Source organism: Herbihabitans rhizosphaerae (assembly GCF_004216555.1).
Taxonomy (GTDB): Bacteria; Actinomycetota; Actinomycetes; order Mycobacteriales; family Pseudonocardiaceae; genus Herbihabitans; species Herbihabitans rhizosphaerae.
Genome location: NZ_SGWQ01000010.1, coordinates 201,708 through 219,945, shown reverse-complemented (window position 1 = coordinate 219,945; position 18,238 = coordinate 201,708). Strand labels below are relative to the sequence as shown.

Below are 18,238 nucleotides of genomic sequence, written 5' to 3'. Positions count from 1 at the left end.
GTGTTATCCACAAGTTGATCACCGCACCCCCGCCCGGCCATCCCCGCCGGTACCATGGTCTGGTGGGGTGCCCCGGTGCGGGTGGGGGCTGCGTCCAGTACGTAGTGCAAGATCAAATGCGGCGAGAAGCGTTGCGGGGCAACGGGTCGACGCCGTCACGAGCGCCGGCTGACCGTCAGGTGGTGATCTCGCCGACGCGTGTCGCCTCGAGCAGGTGCACCGGCAGGTAGTCCGACTCCACCGTGATCGCGATCCCGGCGTCGCGCGCCAGACACGCGATCGCCAGCGGCGCCAGTGCGATGTAGCCGCCGGGGTGCCGGCTGCGCACGAACTCCGGGCTGTCCTTGGTCCAGAAAAGCCTGTGCAGATCGACAGCGTCGGCAAGCGCGTCGTTGAACTTGTCGTCCTCGCGCTGGGTCAGCCGGTAGAACAGCTCGATCGGCGGGTAGTGGATCCGCAGCGTCGCCTCCTCCGAGACGTGCCGCAACTGCTCGGGATTCGTCCCGCGCATGGTCTCGATGATGAGGTCGACCAGGCCGCCCTCGCCCCGCCAGTAGGTCTGCCACGTGCGCACCCACGAGATCGCGTACTCGTCCATCGCGCTCCCGGACGCGCGCAACAGCTCGACCGGCGTCGCCGCCAGCGCGTCGATCCGCGCCCGCTCCCGGCAGATCATCGCCAGGTACAGCGCCCGCAGCCAGGTGAACGCGTCGGCGAACGGGAGCGGCCCGGTACCCGCGCGGCTCACCACGTCGTAGTCGACGCGGAACGAGACCTCGCCGGCCGGCTGACCCGCCACGACGAAGATCGCCGACGACGCCTGCATCGCGCGCACGACCGCGCGCCAGGTGTCCGCCCAGGCGGCTCGATTGTCCCCCGCCGTCCGATGACCGGCCTCGTCCAGCGACTGTGTCATCACGGCGAACAGTGCCGCCGGATCACGCACGATCGCGTCCACGATCCGCGGCATCCCGTTGAGCAAACGGTCAGCCTCGACGTCCGACGCCGCGACATCGATCGGGTGGCGAGCCACCACGGTCATCGTCGACCTCCGATGATCATCCCCGTCCCCACCGGGCAGATGATGGTTTCACGCCCGGCCCGACGCGCCCTCGTCGGGTTGCGCGGGCACCGTCGCCTCCCACGGGTACCGTCTGCGTGTGCCGGACAGCCCCACCACTCTGCCGCCCCTGCGCGCGCTGCTGACCACCGCCGTCGAGGCGGTCGGCGGGTCCGAGCGCGCCGGCCAGGTGGAGATGGCCGAGGCGGTCGCGAAGGCCATCCGCACCGGTGAGCACCTCGCCGTGCAGGCCGGCACCGGCACCGGCAAGTCGCTGGCCTACCTGGTTCCCGCGATTCGGCACGCCGTCGACCGCGAGGCCACCGTCGTCGTCTCGACCGCGACGATCGCCCTGCAGCGCCAGCTCGTCGACCGTGACCTCCCCCGGCTCGCCGACGCGCTCGCCGGGCCGCTCGGCCGCAAACCGACGTTCGCCATCCTCAAGGGCCGCCGCAACTACCTGTGTCTGCACCGTCTCGACTCCGGCCCGCAGGACGAGCCCGAGGACGGCGCACTGTTCGACCCGTTCGCCGCGTCCCGCCTCGGCCGCGACGTCAAGCGCCTGCACGACTGGGCCGAGGACACCAAGACCGGCGACCGTGACGAGCTGGTGCCCGGCGTCGGCGAGCAGGCGTGGCGGCAGGTGTCGGTGTCCGCGCGCGAGTGTCTCGGCGCGACCCGCTGCCCGGTCGGCACCGACTGCTACGCCGAGCACGCCCGCGCCGAGGCCGGCCGCGCCGACATCGTGGTGACCAACCACGCCCTGCTCGCCATCGACGCGCTGCAGGGCTACCAGGTGCTGCCCGAGCACGACATGGTGATCGTGGACGAGGCGCACGACCTGGTCGACCGGGTCACCTCGGCGGCCACGGCCGAGCTGTCCGCGTCCGCGGTGCACATCGCCGCCCGCCGCTCGGGGCGTCTGATCGACCAGGACGTGGCCGACCGGCTCGACGAATCGGGCGACGGGCTGGGCATGCTGCTCGACGACGCGCCGGCCGGCCGGCTGGACGCGCTCCCGGTGCCGCTTTCCGGTGCGCTGCAAGCGATCCGTGACTCCGCGCACGCCTGCCTGACCGCCGTCGGACCGGAGCGCGAGCGCGGCGGCGAGCCCGAGGACGCCACCGCGCGCAAGATCGCCAGGACCGCGCTGGAGGAGGTGCACGACACCGCCGTGCGCCTGCTGGACGCGTTCGACACCGACGACGCCGGCCGCCGCGACGTGGTCTGGCGCACCGGTGACGCGGTCATGGCCTCCAGTGCCGGCAGGCACGCTGGTGCGCAGAACCCGCGCCCGCCGACCCTGCGTGTCGCCCCGCTGTCGGTGTCCGGTCTGCTGCGCGAGCGCCTGTTCGGCCAGCACACCACCGTGCTCACCTCGGCCACCCTCGCGCTCGGCGGCACGTTCGACACGCTGGCCCGCCAGTGGGGCCTGCCACCGGCACAGGGCAAGGTAACCAAGGCCGACGGCACCGCGACCGAGAAGGCGCCACCGTCCGATGTGGACAACGGTCCACAGTGGACTGGCCTGGACGTCGGATCGCCGTTCGACTACGCCCGCAGCGCGATCCTCTATGTGGCGCGACATCTGCCGCCACCGGGGCGCGACGGCCTGCAGCCGTCCTATGTGGACGAGTTGACCGAGTTGGTCGAATCGGCCGGCGGCCGCACGCTCGGCCTGTTCTCCTCGATGCGCGCGGCCAAGAGCGCGGCGGCCGAAATGCGCGACCGGGTGGACTTCCCGATCCTGTGCCAGGGCGAGGATTCCACCGGTCTGCTGGTGCGCAAGTTCGCCGAGGACGAGACGAGCTGCCTGTTCGGCACGCTGTCGCTGTGGCAGGGCGTGGACGTGCCGGGCAGCGCGCTGCAACTGGTCGTGGTGGACCGGATCCCGTTCCCCCGGCCGGACGATCCGCTCAGCTCGGCGCGCCAGCGGGCCGTGGAAGCCAGTGGTGGCAACGGATTCCTCACCGTGGCCGCGACGCACGCCGCGCTGCTGCTCGCCCAGGGCGCCGGCCGGCTGCTGCGGTCGATGAACGATCGGGGTGTGGTCGCCGTGTTGGACCCGAGGCTGGCGACCGCGCGCTACGGCGGGTTCCTGCGCGCGTCGCTCCCTCCATTTTGGACGACCTACGATCGTGACGTGGTCCGTGCCGCGTTGCGCAGGCTCGTCGCGACGGACGGACCGGACGATGAAGACTGACACCGGAGGTGGCGTGCCAGAGCAGCGAGGCCAGGCCAACATCATCGTCGACGACGTCGGCGTCAAGCGGACGCTGGCCGACGGCAACGAGGAGTCGGTGGCCTGGGACGAGCTGGCCGAGGTGGCGATCAGGACCACGCCGGACGGCCCGTGGGACGAGGACGTGTTCTTCCTGCTGATCCGCACCGGCGGTGGCGGCTGCGCGGTGCCGGCCGGTCACCCGGCGGCGGACAAGCTGATGTCCCGGCTGCAGACCCTGCCCGGGTTCGACAACGACGCGTTCGTCGAGGCGATGACCACCACGGCCGACGGGCTTTTCGTCTGCTGGCAACGAGAAGGCTGACCACTCAGCCGACGTTGAGCACGATCTTGCCCCGCAGGTGTCCGTGCGCGTACCGCTCGTGCGCCTTGGCCGCGTCGGGGAGCGGGAACTCGCTGTCCACGGCGACGCGCAGCCGCCCGTCGGCCATCAGCCGCGCGAGTTCGGCGAGCTGACCACTGTCCGATCGGACCCGTTCCCCGGGCACGAGCCGCACGCCTAGTTCGGCGGCGTGATCCGGCCGGTAGTCCCCGAGGTACACCGGGCTGATGGTGCCGCCGCGCCGAACCACGTCGAGGAATCGGTACCCCTCCGGCCCGCCGACACAGTCGATCACATGGTCCACAGTGGACACCGTGGTGACGTCCGTGGTCGTGTAGTCCACGAACTCGTCCACACCCAGGTCGCGCAGGAAGTTCTCGTGCCGCCCGGACGCCACCCCGATCACCTGCGCGCCGCGCGATTTCGCCAACTGCACGGTGACGTGCCCGACCCCGCCGGCGGCGCCGTTCACCAGCACCCGCGCGCCGGCGGCCGGGTCGATCCGGTCGAGATACTGCACCGCGGTCAGCCCGACCAGCGGGACGGCGGCCGCCCGGACGTGATCGACGGACTCCGGCTTGCCGACGAGCACCGCCGCCGGAAGCACCGCGTACTCGGCGTATCCGCGCGCCTTCATCGCCATGCCGAGCACGTCGTCGCCCACCCGCCACGCGGTCACGCCGTCGCCGAGCGCCGCGATCTCGCCGGAGACGTCCACCCCAGGCGTGTAGGGCAGCTCGATCACCGGCCGGAGCGACTCGGGGACCTGCGTGAAACCTTCGCGGAACCCGGCGTCGAGCGGGTTGAACGCGACGGCGCGCACCTGGACCAGCACCTCGCCTTGCCCGGGTGCTGGCTTCGGAACCTCTTCGTACACAAGGGTTTCCGGGCCACCGAAGGCATGCAGCCGAACAGCTCGCATGATCACACTCCCGTCGTCGTAGAATTCGGAGCACCGTTCCGGTAACAGATAACCGGAGCGACGTTCCACTTGTCAAGGAGGTGCCATGCGCGCCGACGCGCAACGCAACCGCGACCGGCTGCTCGACGTGGCCAAGGAGGTCGTCGAGGAGCACGGCACCCAGGCGTCCCTGAGGGACATCGCCCGCCGCGCCGAGGTCGGCATGGGCACGCTGTACCGCCACTTCCCCACCCGCGACGCGTTGCTCGAGGCGCTGCTCGGCCGCCGGTTCGACCGGCTCGCCGAGCGTGCGGACGCGCTGGCCGATTCCCGCGAGCCGGCCGAGGCGCTGCGCGTCTGGGTCGGCGAATTCGTTGCGGGAGGCGCGCCCTATCGGGGCATCAACGCGTCGATGATCGCAACGTTGCAAGATCCGACCTCGGCGTTGCACGCATCATGCGCAGCGATGCGCAACGCCGGCACCCGGCTGCTGCAACGCGCGCAACAGGCCGGCGATGTGCGCAACGATGTGGACGGACTCGACCTGTTCGCACTGATCAACGCGGTCGGCTGGATCACCGAGCAGGCCGAGTCGATCGCCGAGCGACGCGCACACCTGGTGTCACTCGTACTTGACGGACTGACCCACTAACCCAGCCGGGGGTGCTCGGCCGCGATCTCCGAGGTCGCCTTGCCAGGAACCATCTCGATCACGAAGCCCATCGACCGAGACTCACAGGACAGCACCTAAGCTCACGGCGTGGTCAACGCGATCAGTGCGGTGCTGATAACCGTCTCGCTGCTCGCCTCCGTGTGGGCGCTCGTGCTGATCTTCCTCAACCGCTCGGTGCGCCCGGACCACAAGCTCGGGCTCTGGCTGATGTACCTGATCGCGGTGTTCATGGTCGGGCTGCTCGTGCAGGCCGTCGTCGGCATCGTCAACCTGATCGCCACCGACCGCGAGCTGCACGGCGCCACGTTCGTCGGCTATCTGATCGCGCCGCTGCTGATCGTGCCGTTCGCCGGATTCATGGCGCTGGCCGAACGCAGCCGGTACGGCCCGGCCGTGCTCATGATCGGCTGCCTGTCGATTCCGGCGCTGATCGTGCGGATGCACCAGCTCTGGGCGGGCCATGCCTGACACCTCCGCCGAGGCCACCCGGTCCGGGCCCGGCCGACTGCTGATCGCCGTCTACGCGATCTTCGCGCTGGCCGCCACCGCGCGCTCCGGCGTGCAACTGGTGACCAAGTTCGAGCACGCGCCGCTTGCCTACCTGCTGTCCGCGTTCGCCGCGATCATGTACATCGTCGCGACGGTATTCCTGACCAGGGGCGATGACCGTTCACGCCTGATCGCGGCCGGGTCCTGCCTGATCGAGCTGATCGGCGTGCTGGTCGTCGGAACCGCCAGTCTCCTTGCGCCGCAAGCGTTTCCGGACGCGACCGTGTGGTCGGAGTACGGCAAGGGCTACGGTTTTGTGCCGCTGGTGCTACCGGTGCTCGGATTGCTCTGGATTCGCCACCTGAACCGGCGCTGATCGGGCATGCTGGCGGCATGGCGATTTTCGATCAGATCGGCAAGGCCTACGACGAGTCCTACGGTGACCGACCCGCGCAGGTGGACGAGGTCGCCTGGCTGATCGAGCAGTTGCCGCCCGGCGCGCGCGTGCTCGACGTCGGATGCGGCTCCGGGCTGCCCACCGCGAAGCAGCTCCTCGACGGCGGCGCGGAGGTGGTCGGCGTGGACGAGTCGCGGGTCATGCTCGACCTCGCCGAACAGCAGGCGCCCGGCGGGCAGTACCTCCAGAAGGACTTCCGCGAGCTGGACGGGCTCGGCGAGTTCGACGCCGCGGTCGCGTTCTTCTCGCTGCTGATGCTCGGCCGTGACGAGATCCCGCAGGTGCTGTCCACGATCGCCTCGATGCTGCGCGGCCCGAAGCTGTTGCTGCTCAGCATGGTGCCGGCCGACTTCGACTTGTTCCCGATCGAATTCCTCGGCCAGGAGGTCAAGGTGAGCGCCTACCCGGCCGAGGTGCTCGGCGAGACCGTGACCGCCGCCGGCTTCGAGGTGCTGCGGCTGGTCCAGGTCCAGGCAAAGGTCGGGACGGAACGGACCGAAGAGGAGAACTTCGTGCGCGCCCGCGCTGTCTGACACCGGAGGAATCGATGCGCCGAATCGCCACCGTGCTCGCCCTGACCACCGCGCTGGCCGCCGGAGTGCTCGCCACCTCGGCAAGCGCCGCACCCGCGCGCGCCGCGAACTGCCAAGGCCCCGAGTTGGTGCTGAACCTGTTGCCCGCCACGGAAAAGCCGGACGGCAAGCTCACCGCGCCGCTGTACGTCGGGGTGAAGCCGGGTGCCACGGGGTGCACGCTGCGCGGGTACGCCGAGGCGATCGTGCTGCTCAGCGGGTCCGAGCCGATCAACCACCCGCTGGAGCGTGACACCTCGACGCCGGTCACCGATGTGCCGATCGACGACGACGGGCAACACGCGTTCACCCAGCTCACCTGGACACCCGCCGCGCACAACGACCCCGAGCCGCAGCCGAACGGCGTGAGCGTGCGGCTCGAAGGCGTGCACTACGGGTTCGGCGGACTGTGGAACGGCGGCAAGGTGCGCGCCAGTACGCCGATCACGCACACAGCGCTAGCCCCCGTTCGGGCGTAAGGGAACGTACTTTAGCCCGCTAAAGTACGGCCTTACCCACCGAACTTGGTGTACTCGCGGAACGCGTGCCACGCGGTCGGCGGGACGCTCACCGTGCCGCCGGCCGGCTGCTTCGAATCGCGGATCGCGGACGACCCCGTCACGAACGCGATCTCCACGCAGTTGCCCGCGCCGTTGTCACTGAAACTGCTCCGGCGCCACCGTGCGCCCGAGAGATCCACAGCGGACATGATCCACTTCCTTCGACTACCTCCGCAGGTCCCTGGCGAGCTGCGCGACCAGCTCAGCCGACTCCGCGGGATCGAGTGCGGTCTTCCGCAACCTGTCGAAGTTGAGCCTATAGCCACGGACCTGTTCGGGCTCCTCGAGATAGAAGCCCTGCGTGAAGTCCTCGATGTAGACGACGTCGTCGAGATGCTCCTCCACGAACGACAGCATCTGGAACGACGAACCGGCCGCCGGGTGGGCGCCTGACCCGAGCGGAAGCACCTGGATCGTGATGTTGGACCGCTCGCGCAGATCGAGCAGCCGCCGCAACTGGCCTTCCATCACCGTCTCGCCGCCGACGTTCTGCCGCAACGCCGCCTCCCAGATCACCGCATGGATCCTCATCGCACGCTCGGTCAACACGCGTTCCTGGCGTACGTTGCGGGTCTCGATCCGGCGGCGGATCACGTCCTCCGACGGCTTCGGCACCATCGCACGAACCAGCGCGGTCAGGTACGCCTCCGTCTGCAGCAGCCCCGGTACAAGATCCGGTTTGAAGGTGCGCAGCATCGACGCCTCGGACTCCAACTCCACAAAGTCCTGGACGGCGGGCACCAACGCGTCGGTGTCGTAGTCGTGCCACCAACCGCGATCACCTGCGGTGAGTGCCGCACGGTAGAGCCGATCGCGCTCCTTCTCCGGAATGTCGTAGACGATGCCCAGCGCGAGCACGTCGGTACCGGCGATCGGTTGCGAGGCGTGCTCGACCTTGGACATCTTCGCCGCCGACCAGCGTGCCCGGTCGGCTGCCTCCTTGGACTGCAGCCCGATCCGCTCCCGCCATTTCCTCAGCTCACGTGCGACGCGGCGGGTGCGCACACCCGGTCGAAATTCGGTCATGCGGAGAACCCTACGCGGGTCGCTGAAACCCTGTCGCTCGCACGATCGGGTGAATGACGAAAGATTTCGTGATGTTCGACTTGACGATCCACTGTGGTTGAGCGACCGTTGTCTCATCCGCAAGGAACAGTGAAGCCCTTACCCGCCAAGGCTTCCGCTCGGCCAACCGCGAACACGGCCGGGCGGTTCAGGCGGGTGGCGCAGTCGAGCAGTGCTCCGCAGCCACCCGCCCCCGGGCCGCGGCGGGGGCTGGAGTCCCGCCTCCCCGACTCCTCCGGCCCCCGCCGCGGATCGCACGAAGGAGATCACGATGCCGGTCAACCCCATCCCGGACGTGCCGTGGCGCCAGCGCCTGTTCGTCTGGCAGCGCGCCGACAACCGCAACCACGCGATCCGCAAGGCTGACTATCCGCTCCCGCCGCGCCCCGGCGAAGACGTGGACGTCCTGTGTGGACGGACGATCACCCTCGCCGTCGAGGACTTTCCCGCGCTGACCGAGGTCCCCGGCGGCTCGCATCCGACCTGCTGGGAGTGCGAGGCCGAGTGGCGCAAAGCTGAGGGCATCCCGATCGACCGCAACCACCCGACCCGCCGCAACACCTGATCAGGGTCCTTCCGCAGTTGCGAGAGTGACGCGGGCGCACCACGGTGGAGAAGCCCCACACCAGATCGGGCGCAAGGAGGCACTCGTGAGTGTGTACAAGGTGGTCGACATCATCGGGACGAGCGGCGAATCGTGGGAGGACGCGGCGTCCTCGGCACTGAAAACCGCGGCGGAGAGCCTGCGCGACCTGCGCATCGCCGAGGTGGTGCAACAGGACATCGCGGTCGACGAGGGCGGCGAGCTCACCTACCGCACCAAGCTCCGCGTCTCCTTCAAGTACGAAGGCACCTGAGCAAACCGCGAGTCCCGCGCTCAGACACCCCGAGTCCCGCGCCCTGCACCGTGCAGGGCGCGGGACTCACCGGTGCACAGCGCGGGACTCGCGAATCAGGGCAGTTGGGCGAGGACGGTGATCGTGCCCGGGTCGACCTCGGTGAACCCGGCGTCCCGGACGGCCACGACACGCCGATCGGCCCAGGCCGCCTCCGGATCGTCGGCCGGGTGCAGATCGGTCCACTGTGGACGAGTCGGCACCCGGACGGCGCACCGGTAGTCCACACTCGCCCACGCGTCCAGCGCAGCCGTGTCGTCCACGCCGTGCAGCAGCGCGGCGAGCAGCATCGTGGCGTGGCCGACCTGCGCGGCCGCCTTGCCGACGGTCATCTCCACGTGCGGGTTCAGCCAGAGCACCGGCACGGCGCCCGGCGGCGGCCCCGGCTCGTCGTGCGGCAGGTCGCTGCCGGAGATCTGCAGCCGGGCGATCTCGCGCGGTGTCTCGGCGACCAACCCGGGCACCAGCGCGCGAGCCTCAGCCGCTCCGCTCTGGACGGTCAGCCCGGGAAACCCTTGCGCCGCTTGCCAATGCGCACCGCGTGCCCGGCGGGCCACCTTCCTGATCCGGCCGTCGATCCAGGCGCGCACCGCGTCGTGCCACTCCCCGTCCGGCGCCGCCCGCTCATCGAGACACACCGCCACCGCGGCCGTGGCCGCCGCCTCCAGCAACGCCGTGCGGGGCGGCGGCTCGGCCCGCTCGATGCGCAGCACCACCGGCATCGCGCGCACCAGTTCCGCGTCCTCGTCCGACGTGTCCACGGTGGACGACGCCGGCAAGGCCAGCCAGGTCAGGTACCGCGCGGCGAGCGGTTCGAGCACGTCGTTCATCGTGCGCGATCATGTCACCCGGTCACTGCCGCCGTGATGGGGGTGCCGCGTCGTTCGGCGACACCCCCATCACACGGCGGAGCATTCTCGCCGTCAGCCAAAAGGACCCCAGAGCCCAGCAATCATTCCGGATCCGATCGGCACTATCGGAAGCAGCCATTTGATGCGCAGAAACTTGCTTACTCGCTGACTACCCCTTCTCTCCAGTAGCGCGAAAATGGCAGCGCAATCAAATCCCAGCAACAATGCTGTACCGATCAAAAGGTCGAGAGCGAGTGGCGACTCTACTCCCGAAAACATGGACGAGATCGTCATCGAAGCGACATACTGGAATGCATAAAGCATTATCGCCGTCCCCGGAACATCCAGGACACGCTCCCCAGTGCGCCGACGTCGTGCGATCTCCCAGAATATTCGCAGGCCGAGTACTGTGCCGACAACTCCAACGATTATCATGACCACCGCGAAGACGATCTCCATCACACCTCCTCTGGGACTGATCTTTGCTCCTTGATAGATGCCGCCAATGTCGCGCAGCTTAGCGCCCCAGGGATGCAGAGATATTCCAAATCGCGCGCGATGAAATACAACCCAAGCGAAGGACCGTCCCCGACCCCAGGAATTTGACAACGGTTTGCGACCGTAGGGGGTCGATCAACAGTGGGTCAATGCACTGCCGCCCATCAGGCAGAGGCGTCGATCACACTAATTTGGCCTAATACGGCGGCTCGGCCCCGCTCGATGCGCAGCGCGGCGAGCGGTTCAAGCACGTCGTTCATCGTGCGCGATCATGTCACCCCGGCTTGATCTGCGGGGCGCCGCGTCGCTCCATGTCCTGCAGCATCTTGTTCACCTCGGACTGGAACTGCTGCTGAGTCATGTTCGGGCCGTACTTCTGGTACAACTCGATCCCCTTGCGCACGGTGATCTCGTCACCGACATCGCTCTTGCCGACGAACTTTTCCGCGCCCGGAATCTGCTTGTCCAGCGTCGCGCCCTGCTCCAGTCGGTCCGGCGGGATTCCGGCACCGGCGCCGACGTAGCCGTAGTGCAGATTCGACCAGATGTCATAGAAGGCCTGCTTGTTCTGCCCGGGAATCTTCTGATACAGCTCCGACTTGGTGTCGATGCCGAGCATCTTCTGCAGTTCTTCCTTGTGATCCCACACGCTGTTGTTGTGCACCAGGTCGTACCACATCTTGTAACCCTTGGCCCGATCAAAAGGATTGTCGCTGGCGAACAGCTTCCGCAGCTCCGCGAACTCCTTGGTGTTGAGATTGCCCTTCATCTCGTTGAACATGAAGTTCTGCAACGCGGCGAAGTTGTTCTCGCTACCCGCCTTCCACGCCGCACCAAGGCCGTTGTGCTTCAGGCCGGTGAAGTCGCCGTTCTTGCCGTTCAGACTGACGTGCAACTCCCACGCCGCGGTCTTGTCCACCTCGGTCGCCTTCACGCGCAACCGGTCGACCCGCAGTTGGTAGGCGGCTGCAAGCTGTTTGGACTTCTTGAGCTCCTCGTTGATACTCGCGCCGGGCGCGAACCGACTTGGGTGGAGTGACACCACCTTGCCTTCATCGTCGATCTTGAGCCCCTTGGACGGGATCTCCTGATCGCCGAGCCTGCGGATCTCGTCACGCGCCTCACGAAGCCGCGTCTGGGTTTCGTTCAGCAAATCCCGGACGCCGGTCGCCTCCTTGACCACGTCGTCGAACTCCTTGCCGGCCTTGTCCATGAACGTGCGCGCGGCCGTCGCGTCCTTGCCGGCCCACCCGGACAGCGGCGCCTTCACGTCGGAGCGCAGGTCAGGGCCGAGCCCCTTGAGCTTGCCGACCATCTCGTTCCACTTGTCCACGGCCGCCTTGAGCTGGTCGACCGGGGCGTTGTACACACTCTTGTAGCTGAGCATCATCGTCTCCTGTCAGCTGAAGCCCTTGGCGATCTGATTCAAACGCTGCGCGACTCTTCCGTCGATACGCTGGTGATCGTCCGCGCAGCCACGCAGGCCCTGCTCGAGCTTCGCGCAGCCCTCGGACAGCGTGCTGACCTGCTGGTACCACGTGTCGGCCGCGTTCTTGAGCGCCTTGCCGAGCTGGTAGCTCTGCGCGCTGAGCGCACCAGCGGCCTGGTTGTTCGGGTTGTCCACGATCCGCCCGTCGGTACTGAGCTTCTGGCCGAGCCCCTTCGCCGCACCGGCCGCCCGCCGCAGCGCCGCCGGATCGACGTCGATGTTCCCCATCTTCAAACCACCCCACCAAACGCAATGGTCATCTTTGCGTTTGAGACGATCGGTTCACGCCTCGGGTTCCATACGGCACACCCTGATCATCGTGAACACGCAGAGGCCACTGTCCTGGCGCACGATGGCTCTGTTGTTCGGCGGCGTGGCACTGCTGAGCGCGATCGTCATCGTCGTGCTGTGGTGGGCCGGCACCAGCGGGCTGTCCGGCCAGGCACTGGTGACCGCCCGGTTCGACGCGCTCAAGATCGGGCTCAGCATCGCCGTCGGAGGCGGCGGGGTCATCGCGCTGTACCTGGCCTGGCGGCGACAGCACTCGACAGAAATCGGTTTGCGGCTCCAGGAACGAACGGCGTTGAACACGGAGGTCGATGCCGAACAACGCCGAATCACCGAGCTGTACACGGCTGCCGTCGAACAACTCGGCTCGGACAAAGCGCCCGTCCGCCTCGGCGGGCTCTACGCCTTGGAACGCCTCGCACAGAACAATCCGGATCAACGGCAAACAATCGTCAACGTCATCTGCGCCTATCTCCGCATGCCTTTCGCAATTCCCGGCGAGAACGCACCCGACGAGCAGCGGCAAGAGCGAGAAGTCCGCGTCACCGCACAGCGAATCCTCGTCACGCACCTGCGCCCCGACGAGGCGAACTACTGGGGCACCCTAGACCTCGACCTGACCGGCGCCGTCCTGACCAGCTTCGCACTCAAGGGCGCACGGGTGGGTACGGTGCAGTGCAGCCATGCCACCTTCGCCGAGGCGGCGGCGTTCGAGCAGACCACGTTCACCGGCAACGCGTCGTTCCATAGCGCGATGTTCGCGTATTCAGCATGGTTCGAAGACGCGACCTTCGAAGCGCACGCTTACTTCACGTCGGCCACCTTCGGTAATAACACGTCATTCAAGGACGCCATCTTCGCGCGGGGAGCATTCTTCGTTGGTACCCAGTTCACCGGTCAAGGGAAAATCAGGTCGTTCAAGAACACCAGGTTCGCTATATCACCGCAAGGCCTCGATGACGCTGTGCATTGGCTCAAGGACGGGTGAGGTCCAGGCCGTCGGCGGCGTCGGCGGCTTCCACCTCGGCACGGGTTACGCCCAACAAGAACAGCACAGCGTCCAGGTATGGGTGCGACAGCGCGGTGTCGGCCACTTCGCGCAGCGCCGGCTTCGCGTTGAACGCCACGCCCAGCCCGGCGGCCGAGAGCATGTCGATGTCGTTCGCGCCGTCGCCGACCGCCACGCACTGCGCCAGTGACACGCCGAACTCGTCGGCGAACGATCGCAGCGCGACCGCTTTCCCTTGCCGGTCAACGACTTCACCAGTCACCCGCCCGGTCAGCTTGCCGTCGACGACCTCCAGCTCGTTGGCCGCGGCGAAGTCCAGCCCGAGATCGTCCACCAGTTTGGCGATCACCCGGGTGAACCCGCCGGACACCACCCCGCACCGGAACCCGAGGCGCTTGAGCGTCCGCACCGTCGTGCGCGCGCCCGGCATCAGCTCGATCGCCTCGGCCACCTCGTCCAGCACCGACTCCGGCAGCCCGGCCAGCGGCGCGACCCGCTGGCGCAGCGACTCGGTGAAGTCCAGCTCTCCGCGCATCGCGCGCTCGGTCACCGCGCGCACCTCGTCCTCGCAGCCGGCCTTCGCGGCAAGCATCTCGATCACCTCGCCCTGCACGAGCGTGGAATCGACGTCGAACACGATCAGCCTCTTGGCGCGCCGGCTCAAACCCTCGCGCTCCACCGCGATGTCCAGCTCGACCCGCGAGGCCAACTCGACCACGGCGGACCGCAGTGCCGCGTCCGCCTCCGGCGTGTCCTGGGCGACCGACACGTGCAGCTCGAGCCCGGTCACCGGGTAGTCGGCGATCCGCCGGATGGCGTCGATGTTCACGCCCTGCGCGGCCAGCCCGCGCGCGACCTCGGTGAACGCACGCGCGGTGACCGGCCGGCCGAGCACCACGAGCACGTGCGACGAGCCGACCCTGGCCGACGACAGCGGATCGGCGCCGACCTCGACCTCGACCCGCATGGACACCGTCGCCATCGCCTGCTCGACGGCCTCCTGCAGCTCCTCGGGATCCTCGGCGGTGGCGACAAGCACCCCGAGCACGAGCTGCCCGCGGATCACCACCTGCTCGACGTCGAGGACGTCCACGCTGTGCCTGGTCAGCACGGCGAACAGCACCGACGAGACGCCGGGCTTGTCCGGACCGGTGACCGTGATCAGGACGGGCGTACTCCGCGCGTCAGCCATCACAGCGGCGTCAGTTGTCCTTCGGGTCGGCGGCGGCCGAGTCGCCAGGTGGCTCCTTCTCGGCGACCGCCACCGCCACCTCGGACGGCGCGGGAGCCGGCGCGTGCTTGCCCGCCCCCGGCCCGACGTACTTGTCGTGGTGGAACCTCTCCACGACGTGCGGGTAGTGCAGGTCGAACGCCGGCGACTCCGACCGGATGCGCGGCAGCTCGGTGAAGTTGTGCCTCGGCGGCGGGCAGGACGTGGCCCACTCCAGCGAGCGGCCGTAGCCCCACGGGTCGTCCACCGTGACGATCTCGCCGTACCGGTAGCTCTTGAACACGTTCCAGATGAACGGCAGCGTCGACGCGCCGAGAATGTACGCGCCCACCGTCGAAATCATGTTCAACGTGGTGAACCCGTCGGAGGCGAGATAGTCGGCGTACCGGCGCGGCATGCCCTCGTTGCCCAGCCAGTGCTGGACCAGGAACGTGCCGTGAAATCCGATGAAGGTCAGCCAGAAATGCAGCTTGCCGAGTGGCTCGTCGAGCATTCGGCCGGTGATCTTCGGGAACCAGAAATAGATGCCGGCGAATGTCGCGAACACGATCGTGCCGTACAGCACGTAGTGGAAGTGCGCGACCACGAAGTACGTGTCCGACACGTGGAAGTCGATCGCCGGGGCGGCGAGCAGAACACCGGTCAGACCACCGAAAAGGAACGTCACCAGGAAGCCGACGCTGAACATCATCGGCGTCTCGAAGGTGAGCTGCCCCTTCCACATCGTGCCGATCCAGTTGAAGAACTTCACACCGGTCGGCACCGCGATCAGGAACGTCATGAACGAGAAGAACGGCAGCAACACCGCACCGGTGGCGTACATGTGGTGCGCCCACACGGTCATCGACAGCGCGGCGATACCGAGCGTCGCGAGCACCAGGCCCTTGTAGCCGAACAACGGCTTGCGGCTGAATACCGGGAAGATCTCGCTCACGATTCCGAAGAATGGTAGAGCGACGATATAGACCTCTGGATGGCCGAAGAACCAGAACAGATGTTGCCAGAGGATCACGCCGCCGGTCGCGGGATCGAACACGTGCGCGCCGAGGTGGCGGTCGGCGAGCAGGCCGAACAGCGCGGCGGTCAGGATCGGGAACGCCAGCAGCACCAGCAGGCTGGTGATCATGATGTTCCAGGTGAAGATCGGCATCCGGAACATCGTCATGCCGGGGGCGCGCAGGCAGATCACCGTGGTCAGCATGTTGACCGCGCCGAGGATCGTGCCGAGACCGGACACCGCGAGGCCCGTGATCCACAGGTCGGCGCCCACACCGGGCGAGTGGATCTTGTCGGACAGCGGCGTGTAGGCGAACCAGCCGAAGTCGGCGGCGCCGCCCGGGGTGAGGAACCCGGAGATCACGATGATGCCGCCGAACAGGTACAGCCAGTACGAGAACGCGTTCAGCCTCGGGAACGCCACGTCCGGCGAGCCGATCTGCAGCGGCAGGATGAAGTTCGCGAAGCCGAACAGGATCGGCGTCGCGTAGAGCAGCAGCATCACCGTGCCGTGCATGGTGAACAGCTGGTTGTACTGCTCCTGGGAGAGCATGTCCTGACCCGGTCGCGCCAGCTCGGTGCGGATGAGCATCGCCATCGCGCCGCCGATCATGAAGAACGCGAACGACGTGACCAGGTACATGATCCCGATCTGCTTGTGGTCCGTCGTGCGGAACAACCGCAGCAGGTACGAACCCTTGACCGTCTCACGGGCCGGATACGGCCTCGTGGCGATCGGTTTGGGGGCTACGGCCGTCACTCCTGCCTCCTGCTACCAGTCAGTTCGGGTCACGCTCACCGCGCCCGGGGAACAGTCGGGCAGCGGCTCGATGTGGATCGTAGCTCGGACTCCCCCAGCCGACATCGCTGGGCCGGATACCGACGCGCCAGTCCAGTCGGGACCCTACGCCGGCAGTTGCCCAGGTCACAGCGAACGGGGTAGACATCGGCACTCGTGGGGACTTTCGACGAGTACGAAGAGCTGTCACCGCAGGCCGCCGCACTGCTGCGACCGGGAGAACGGCTGCTGGCCATGGCCTCGGCCACGCTGGCTTTCGGCGCCGCACCACAGCCGCCCGGCCCGCGCGGTGGCGCGCTGGACCGGATCGAGGGCGCGCTGGACATGCCGGACACCTGGATCAGACGGCTGTTCGGCGGGCGAGTGCTCGACGCGGGCCACGGCACGGTCGCGCGGGCGGTCTGCGGCCTGTTCGAGGGGTATCTCGCGGTCAGCGACCAGCGGTTGCTGTGGCTGCGGAACACGGCCGGCCTACTGCGCGCGACCCAGCTCGGAATCGCGTACGAGGTGCCGCGCGAGGCGGTGTCCTCGGTGCGCCGCAAGCCCCGCGCGCTGATCGCCCGCAACCGGATCGAGGTGCGGTTCACCGACGGCTCGTGGATCGTGCTCAGCTCATGGCCGTCGGAGATCACCTCGGCCGGGATGCGCGCCGTGGTGAGGGCGTTCCAGGACTTCACGGCGCGCTGAGGTTCGCGGCGGCGGCCGGGGGTCGCCAGGAGACCACCGAGGCGTAGGACCGGGTGGCAAGCGATTCCGGCACGCGCCTGATCAACGCGTTCCGCACGCGGGTCGCGACCGGATTGCGCAGGTGGTTGAGCCGCCCGACACCGATCGACTGCCGGGCGATCGCCTGGGCGCGCGGACGGCGGATCCGGTCGTACTCGCGCAGTGCGCCGGGCACACCGTCGACCAGCACGCCGGCCAGCAACGCGGCCAGCGTCACCGCGTCCTCCAGCGCCTGATTGCCGCCCTGGCCGAGGTACGGCGGCATCGCGTGCGCCGCGTCGCCGAGCAGCGCGACCCGCCCGTCGACGTAGGTGCGCAGCGCCGGCAGGTAGTGGAGGTCGTGCCGCAGCACGTCCTGTTCGCGCGCGGTGGCCAGCAGCGTGCCGGCCGGTTCCGGCCAGCCGACACAGTGCTCCCGCCAGCGCGCGAGTTGGTCGGCGTCCCGGTCACCGCCGGCCGGGGTGTTCGCGGTGGTGTAGGCGTAGATCCGGTCGCCGGTCATCGGGAAGAAGCCGAACACGCCGTCGCGGCACCAGATCTCGCCGCCCTCGTCGGCCACTCCGCTCGGCCGGGGCAGTACGAACCGCCACGCGGTCTGCCCGGTGTAGCGGGGCTTCGGCGCGTCCGGCCAGACGGCGGCGCGCACCGCGCTGTGCAAGCCGTCCGCGCCGATCACGACGTCAGCCTGGGAGGTTCCGCCGGTGTGTTCCACGATGACGTGACGGCCGTCCTGTCGAACGGCCCGCACGTCCGCGCCGGACCGCAGACACTCTCGCGGGACGACGCTCAGCAGCGCGTCGAGCAGTTCGGCCCGGTGCACGACGCCGACCAGGTCCTTGGTGCGCGCCCGCATCGTGTCCGAGGCGCGCAGCAGCCAGCGGCCACGGTGATCACGCAGACCGGCCGGCCCGTCGAACCTGCCGGCGGCGCGCAGCCGGTCACCGATCCCGAGTACGTCCAGCGCGGTGAAACCGTTGGCCCACAAGGAGATTCCGGAGCCGACCAGCTCGAACCGGTCGGCCCGTTCGAGCACCTCGACGTCCCATCCGCCGCGCACCAGCGCCGCAGCTGTCGCGAGTCCGCCGATGCCGCCGCCCACCACGATCGCCCTCAT

General features: G+C 68.3%; 22 protein-coding genes. 11 read left to right on the top strand and 11 right to left on the bottom strand.

What is annotated here, in order from left to right; genetic code table 11:
- Positions 1–175 precede the first annotated feature (175 nt).
- The gene (locus EV193_RS26010) at positions 176–1,042 is read right to left on the bottom strand and encodes an immunity 49 family protein (RefSeq protein ID WP_130347435.1); all 867 of its coding nucleotides are present in this window, start codon (positions 1,040–1,042) and stop codon (positions 176–178) included.
- Positions 1,043–1,160: 118 nt separating this feature from the next.
- Here EV193_RS26010 and EV193_RS26005 point away from each other — a divergent pair, with 118 nt between their 5' ends.
- Positions 1,161–3,263 carry an ATP-dependent DNA helicase gene (locus EV193_RS26005; protein ID WP_242613673.1) on the top strand — a complete coding sequence of 701 codons (2,103 nt, stop codon included), beginning with the start codon at positions 1,161–1,163 and terminating at the stop codon, positions 3,261–3,263.
- A 13-nt stretch (positions 3,264–3,276) separates the two neighbouring features.
- On the top strand, positions 3,277–3,606 hold the full coding sequence (locus EV193_RS26000; RefSeq protein WP_242613672.1) for a hypothetical protein: 330 nt from the start codon (positions 3,277–3,279) through the stop codon (positions 3,604–3,606).
- Between the two features lie 4 nt (positions 3,607–3,610).
- Here the strand turns inward: EV193_RS26000 and EV193_RS25995 are convergent, their stop codons facing one another.
- Entirely contained in the window at positions 3,611–4,546 is a 936-nt protein-coding gene (locus tag EV193_RS25995) for an NADP-dependent oxidoreductase (protein ID WP_130347431.1), read from the bottom strand.
- An 85-nt stretch (positions 4,547–4,631) separates the two neighbouring features.
- Between EV193_RS25995 and EV193_RS25990 the strand changes: the two genes are divergently transcribed.
- From EV193_RS25990 to EV193_RS25970, 5 genes are all read left to right on the top strand, one after another.
- The gene (locus EV193_RS25990; RefSeq protein WP_130347429.1) at positions 4,632–5,177 is read left to right on the top strand and encodes a TetR/AcrR family transcriptional regulator; all 546 of its coding nucleotides are present in this window, start codon (positions 4,632–4,634) and stop codon (positions 5,175–5,177) included.
- 108 nt (positions 5,178–5,285) lie between these two features.
- Positions 5,286–5,666, top strand: coding sequence for a hypothetical protein (locus EV193_RS25985; RefSeq protein ID WP_130347427.1), 381 nt, complete (start codon positions 5,286–5,288; stop codon positions 5,664–5,666).
- Positions 5,659–6,063 carry a hypothetical protein gene (locus EV193_RS25980; RefSeq protein WP_130347425.1) on the top strand — a complete coding sequence of 135 codons (405 nt, stop codon included), beginning with the start codon at positions 5,659–5,661 and terminating at the stop codon, positions 6,061–6,063. Before EV193_RS25985 ends, EV193_RS25980 begins: the two co-directional genes overlap by 8 nt.
- Before the next feature lie 17 nt (positions 6,064–6,080).
- Positions 6,081–6,677, top strand: coding sequence for an SAM-dependent methyltransferase (locus tag EV193_RS25975; RefSeq protein WP_130347423.1), 597 nt, complete (start codon positions 6,081–6,083; stop codon positions 6,675–6,677).
- Between the two features lie 14 nt (positions 6,678–6,691).
- The gene (locus EV193_RS25970; protein WP_130347421.1) at positions 6,692–7,195 is read left to right on the top strand and encodes a hypothetical protein; all 504 of its coding nucleotides are present in this window, start codon (positions 6,692–6,694) and stop codon (positions 7,193–7,195) included.
- 32 nt (positions 7,196–7,227) lie between these two features.
- On the opposite strand, the gene EV193_RS25965 is transcribed toward EV193_RS25970, so the two are convergent.
- Positions 7,228–7,425 carry a DUF397 domain-containing protein gene (locus tag EV193_RS25965; protein ID WP_130347419.1) on the bottom strand — a complete coding sequence of 66 codons (198 nt, stop codon included), beginning with the start codon at positions 7,423–7,425 and terminating at the stop codon, positions 7,228–7,230.
- Between the two features lie 16 nt (positions 7,426–7,441).
- Entirely contained in the window at positions 7,442–8,302 is an 861-nt protein-coding gene (locus EV193_RS25960; protein WP_165401506.1) for a helix-turn-helix domain-containing protein, read from the bottom strand.
- Positions 8,303–8,612: 310 nt separating this feature from the next.
- Between EV193_RS25960 and EV193_RS25955 the strand changes: the two genes are divergently transcribed.
- Entirely contained in the window at positions 8,613–8,906 is a 294-nt protein-coding gene (locus tag EV193_RS25955; protein WP_242613671.1) for an HC3 family zinc finger protein, read from the top strand.
- An 85-nt stretch (positions 8,907–8,991) separates the two neighbouring features.
- Positions 8,992–9,198, top strand: a complete 207-nt coding sequence (locus EV193_RS25950; RefSeq protein WP_130347415.1) for a dodecin family protein — start codon at positions 8,992–8,994, stop codon at positions 9,196–9,198.
- A gap of 95 nt (positions 9,199–9,293) precedes the next feature.
- On the opposite strand, the gene EV193_RS25945 is transcribed toward EV193_RS25950, so the two are convergent.
- From EV193_RS25945 to EV193_RS25930, 4 genes are all read right to left on the bottom strand, one after another.
- Entirely contained in the window at positions 9,294–10,067 is a 774-nt protein-coding gene (locus EV193_RS25945) for a peptidyl-tRNA hydrolase (protein ID WP_130347413.1), read from the bottom strand.
- Between the two features lie 93 nt (positions 10,068–10,160).
- Positions 10,161–10,547 carry a hypothetical protein gene (locus EV193_RS25940; protein WP_130347411.1) on the bottom strand — a complete coding sequence of 129 codons (387 nt, stop codon included), beginning with the start codon at positions 10,545–10,547 and terminating at the stop codon, positions 10,161–10,163.
- A gap of 313 nt (positions 10,548–10,860) precedes the next feature.
- Positions 10,861–11,973 (bottom strand): polymorphic toxin type 44 domain-containing protein, encoded by a 1,113-nt coding sequence (locus EV193_RS25935; protein WP_165401505.1) that lies wholly within the window; start codon positions 11,971–11,973, stop codon positions 10,861–10,863.
- A 12-nt stretch (positions 11,974–11,985) separates the two neighbouring features.
- Complete coding sequence (locus EV193_RS25930) at positions 11,986–12,303, bottom strand: type VII secretion target (RefSeq protein ID WP_130347407.1); 318 nt, start codon at positions 12,301–12,303, stop codon at positions 11,986–11,988.
- 91 nt (positions 12,304–12,394) lie between these two features.
- Between EV193_RS25930 and EV193_RS25925 the strand changes: the two genes are divergently transcribed.
- A complete protein-coding gene (locus tag EV193_RS25925; RefSeq protein WP_130347405.1) occupies positions 12,395–13,351 on the top strand; it encodes a pentapeptide repeat-containing protein in 957 nt (318 codons plus the stop codon).
- Here EV193_RS25925 and serB read toward each other — a convergent pair.
- Positions 13,338–14,564, bottom strand: a complete 1,227-nt coding sequence (serB, locus tag EV193_RS25920) for a phosphoserine phosphatase SerB (protein WP_130347403.1) — start codon at positions 14,562–14,564, stop codon at positions 13,338–13,340. The two genes, EV193_RS25925 and serB, sit on opposite strands and share 14 nt — an antisense overlap.
- 10 nt (positions 14,565–14,574) lie before the next feature.
- Positions 14,575–16,359 (bottom strand): aa3-type cytochrome oxidase subunit I, encoded by a 1,785-nt coding sequence (gene ctaD, locus EV193_RS25915; protein WP_130347401.1) that lies wholly within the window; start codon positions 16,357–16,359, stop codon positions 14,575–14,577.
- Positions 16,360–16,554: 195 nt separating this feature from the next.
- Here ctaD and EV193_RS25910 point away from each other — a divergent pair, with 195 nt between their 5' ends.
- A complete protein-coding gene (locus tag EV193_RS25910; RefSeq protein ID WP_130347399.1) occupies positions 16,555–17,085 on the top strand; it encodes a hypothetical protein in 531 nt (176 codons plus the stop codon).
- Here the strand turns inward: EV193_RS25910 and EV193_RS25905 are convergent.
- Positions 17,072–18,238 (bottom strand): FAD-dependent monooxygenase, encoded by a 1,167-nt coding sequence (locus EV193_RS25905; protein WP_130347397.1) that lies wholly within the window; start codon positions 18,236–18,238, stop codon positions 17,072–17,074. The two genes, EV193_RS25910 and EV193_RS25905, sit on opposite strands and share 14 nt — an antisense overlap.

Coding starts and splice junctions, on each gene's coding strand:
- EV193_RS26010 (WP_130347435.1), bottom strand. CDS start 1,042: ATGACCGTGGTGGCTCGCCACCCGATCGATGTCGCGGCGTCGGACGTC.
- EV193_RS25995 (WP_130347431.1), bottom strand. CDS start 4,546: ATGCGAGCTGTTCGGCTGCATGCCTTCGGTGGCCCGGAAACCCTTGTG.
- EV193_RS25990 (WP_130347429.1), top strand. CDS start 4,632: ATGCGCGCCGACGCGCAACGCAACCGCGACCGGCTGCTCGACGTGGCC.
- EV193_RS25980 (WP_130347425.1), top strand. CDS start 5,659: ATGCCTGACACCTCCGCCGAGGCCACCCGGTCCGGGCCCGGCCGACTG.
- EV193_RS25975 (WP_130347423.1), top strand. CDS start 6,081: ATGGCGATTTTCGATCAGATCGGCAAGGCCTACGACGAGTCCTACGGT.
- EV193_RS25970 (WP_130347421.1), top strand. CDS start 6,692: ATGCGCCGAATCGCCACCGTGCTCGCCCTGACCACCGCGCTGGCCGCC.
- EV193_RS25965 (WP_130347419.1), bottom strand. CDS start 7,425: ATGTCCGCTGTGGATCTCTCGGGCGCACGGTGGCGCCGGAGCAGTTTC.
- EV193_RS25960 (WP_165401506.1), bottom strand. CDS start 8,302: ATGACCGAATTTCGACCGGGTGTGCGCACCCGCCGCGTCGCACGTGAG.
- EV193_RS25955 (WP_242613671.1), top strand. CDS start 8,613: ATGCCGGTCAACCCCATCCCGGACGTGCCGTGGCGCCAGCGCCTGTTC.
- EV193_RS25945 (WP_130347413.1), bottom strand. CDS start 10,067: ATGAACGACGTGCTCGAACCGCTCGCCGCGCGGTACCTGACCTGGCTG.
- EV193_RS25940 (WP_130347411.1), bottom strand. CDS start 10,547: ATGGAGATCGTCTTCGCGGTGGTCATGATAATCGTTGGAGTTGTCGGC.
- EV193_RS25935 (WP_165401505.1), bottom strand. CDS start 11,973: ATGCTCAGCTACAAGAGTGTGTACAACGCCCCGGTCGACCAGCTCAAG.
- EV193_RS25930 (WP_130347407.1), bottom strand. CDS start 12,303: ATGGGGAACATCGACGTCGATCCGGCGGCGCTGCGGCGGGCGGCCGGT.
- serB (WP_130347403.1), bottom strand. CDS start 14,564: ATGGCTGACGCGCGGAGTACGCCCGTCCTGATCACGGTCACCGGTCCG.
- EV193_RS25905 (WP_130347397.1), bottom strand. CDS start 18,238: ATGAGGGCGATCGTGGTGGGCGGCGGCATCGGCGGACTCGCGACAGCT.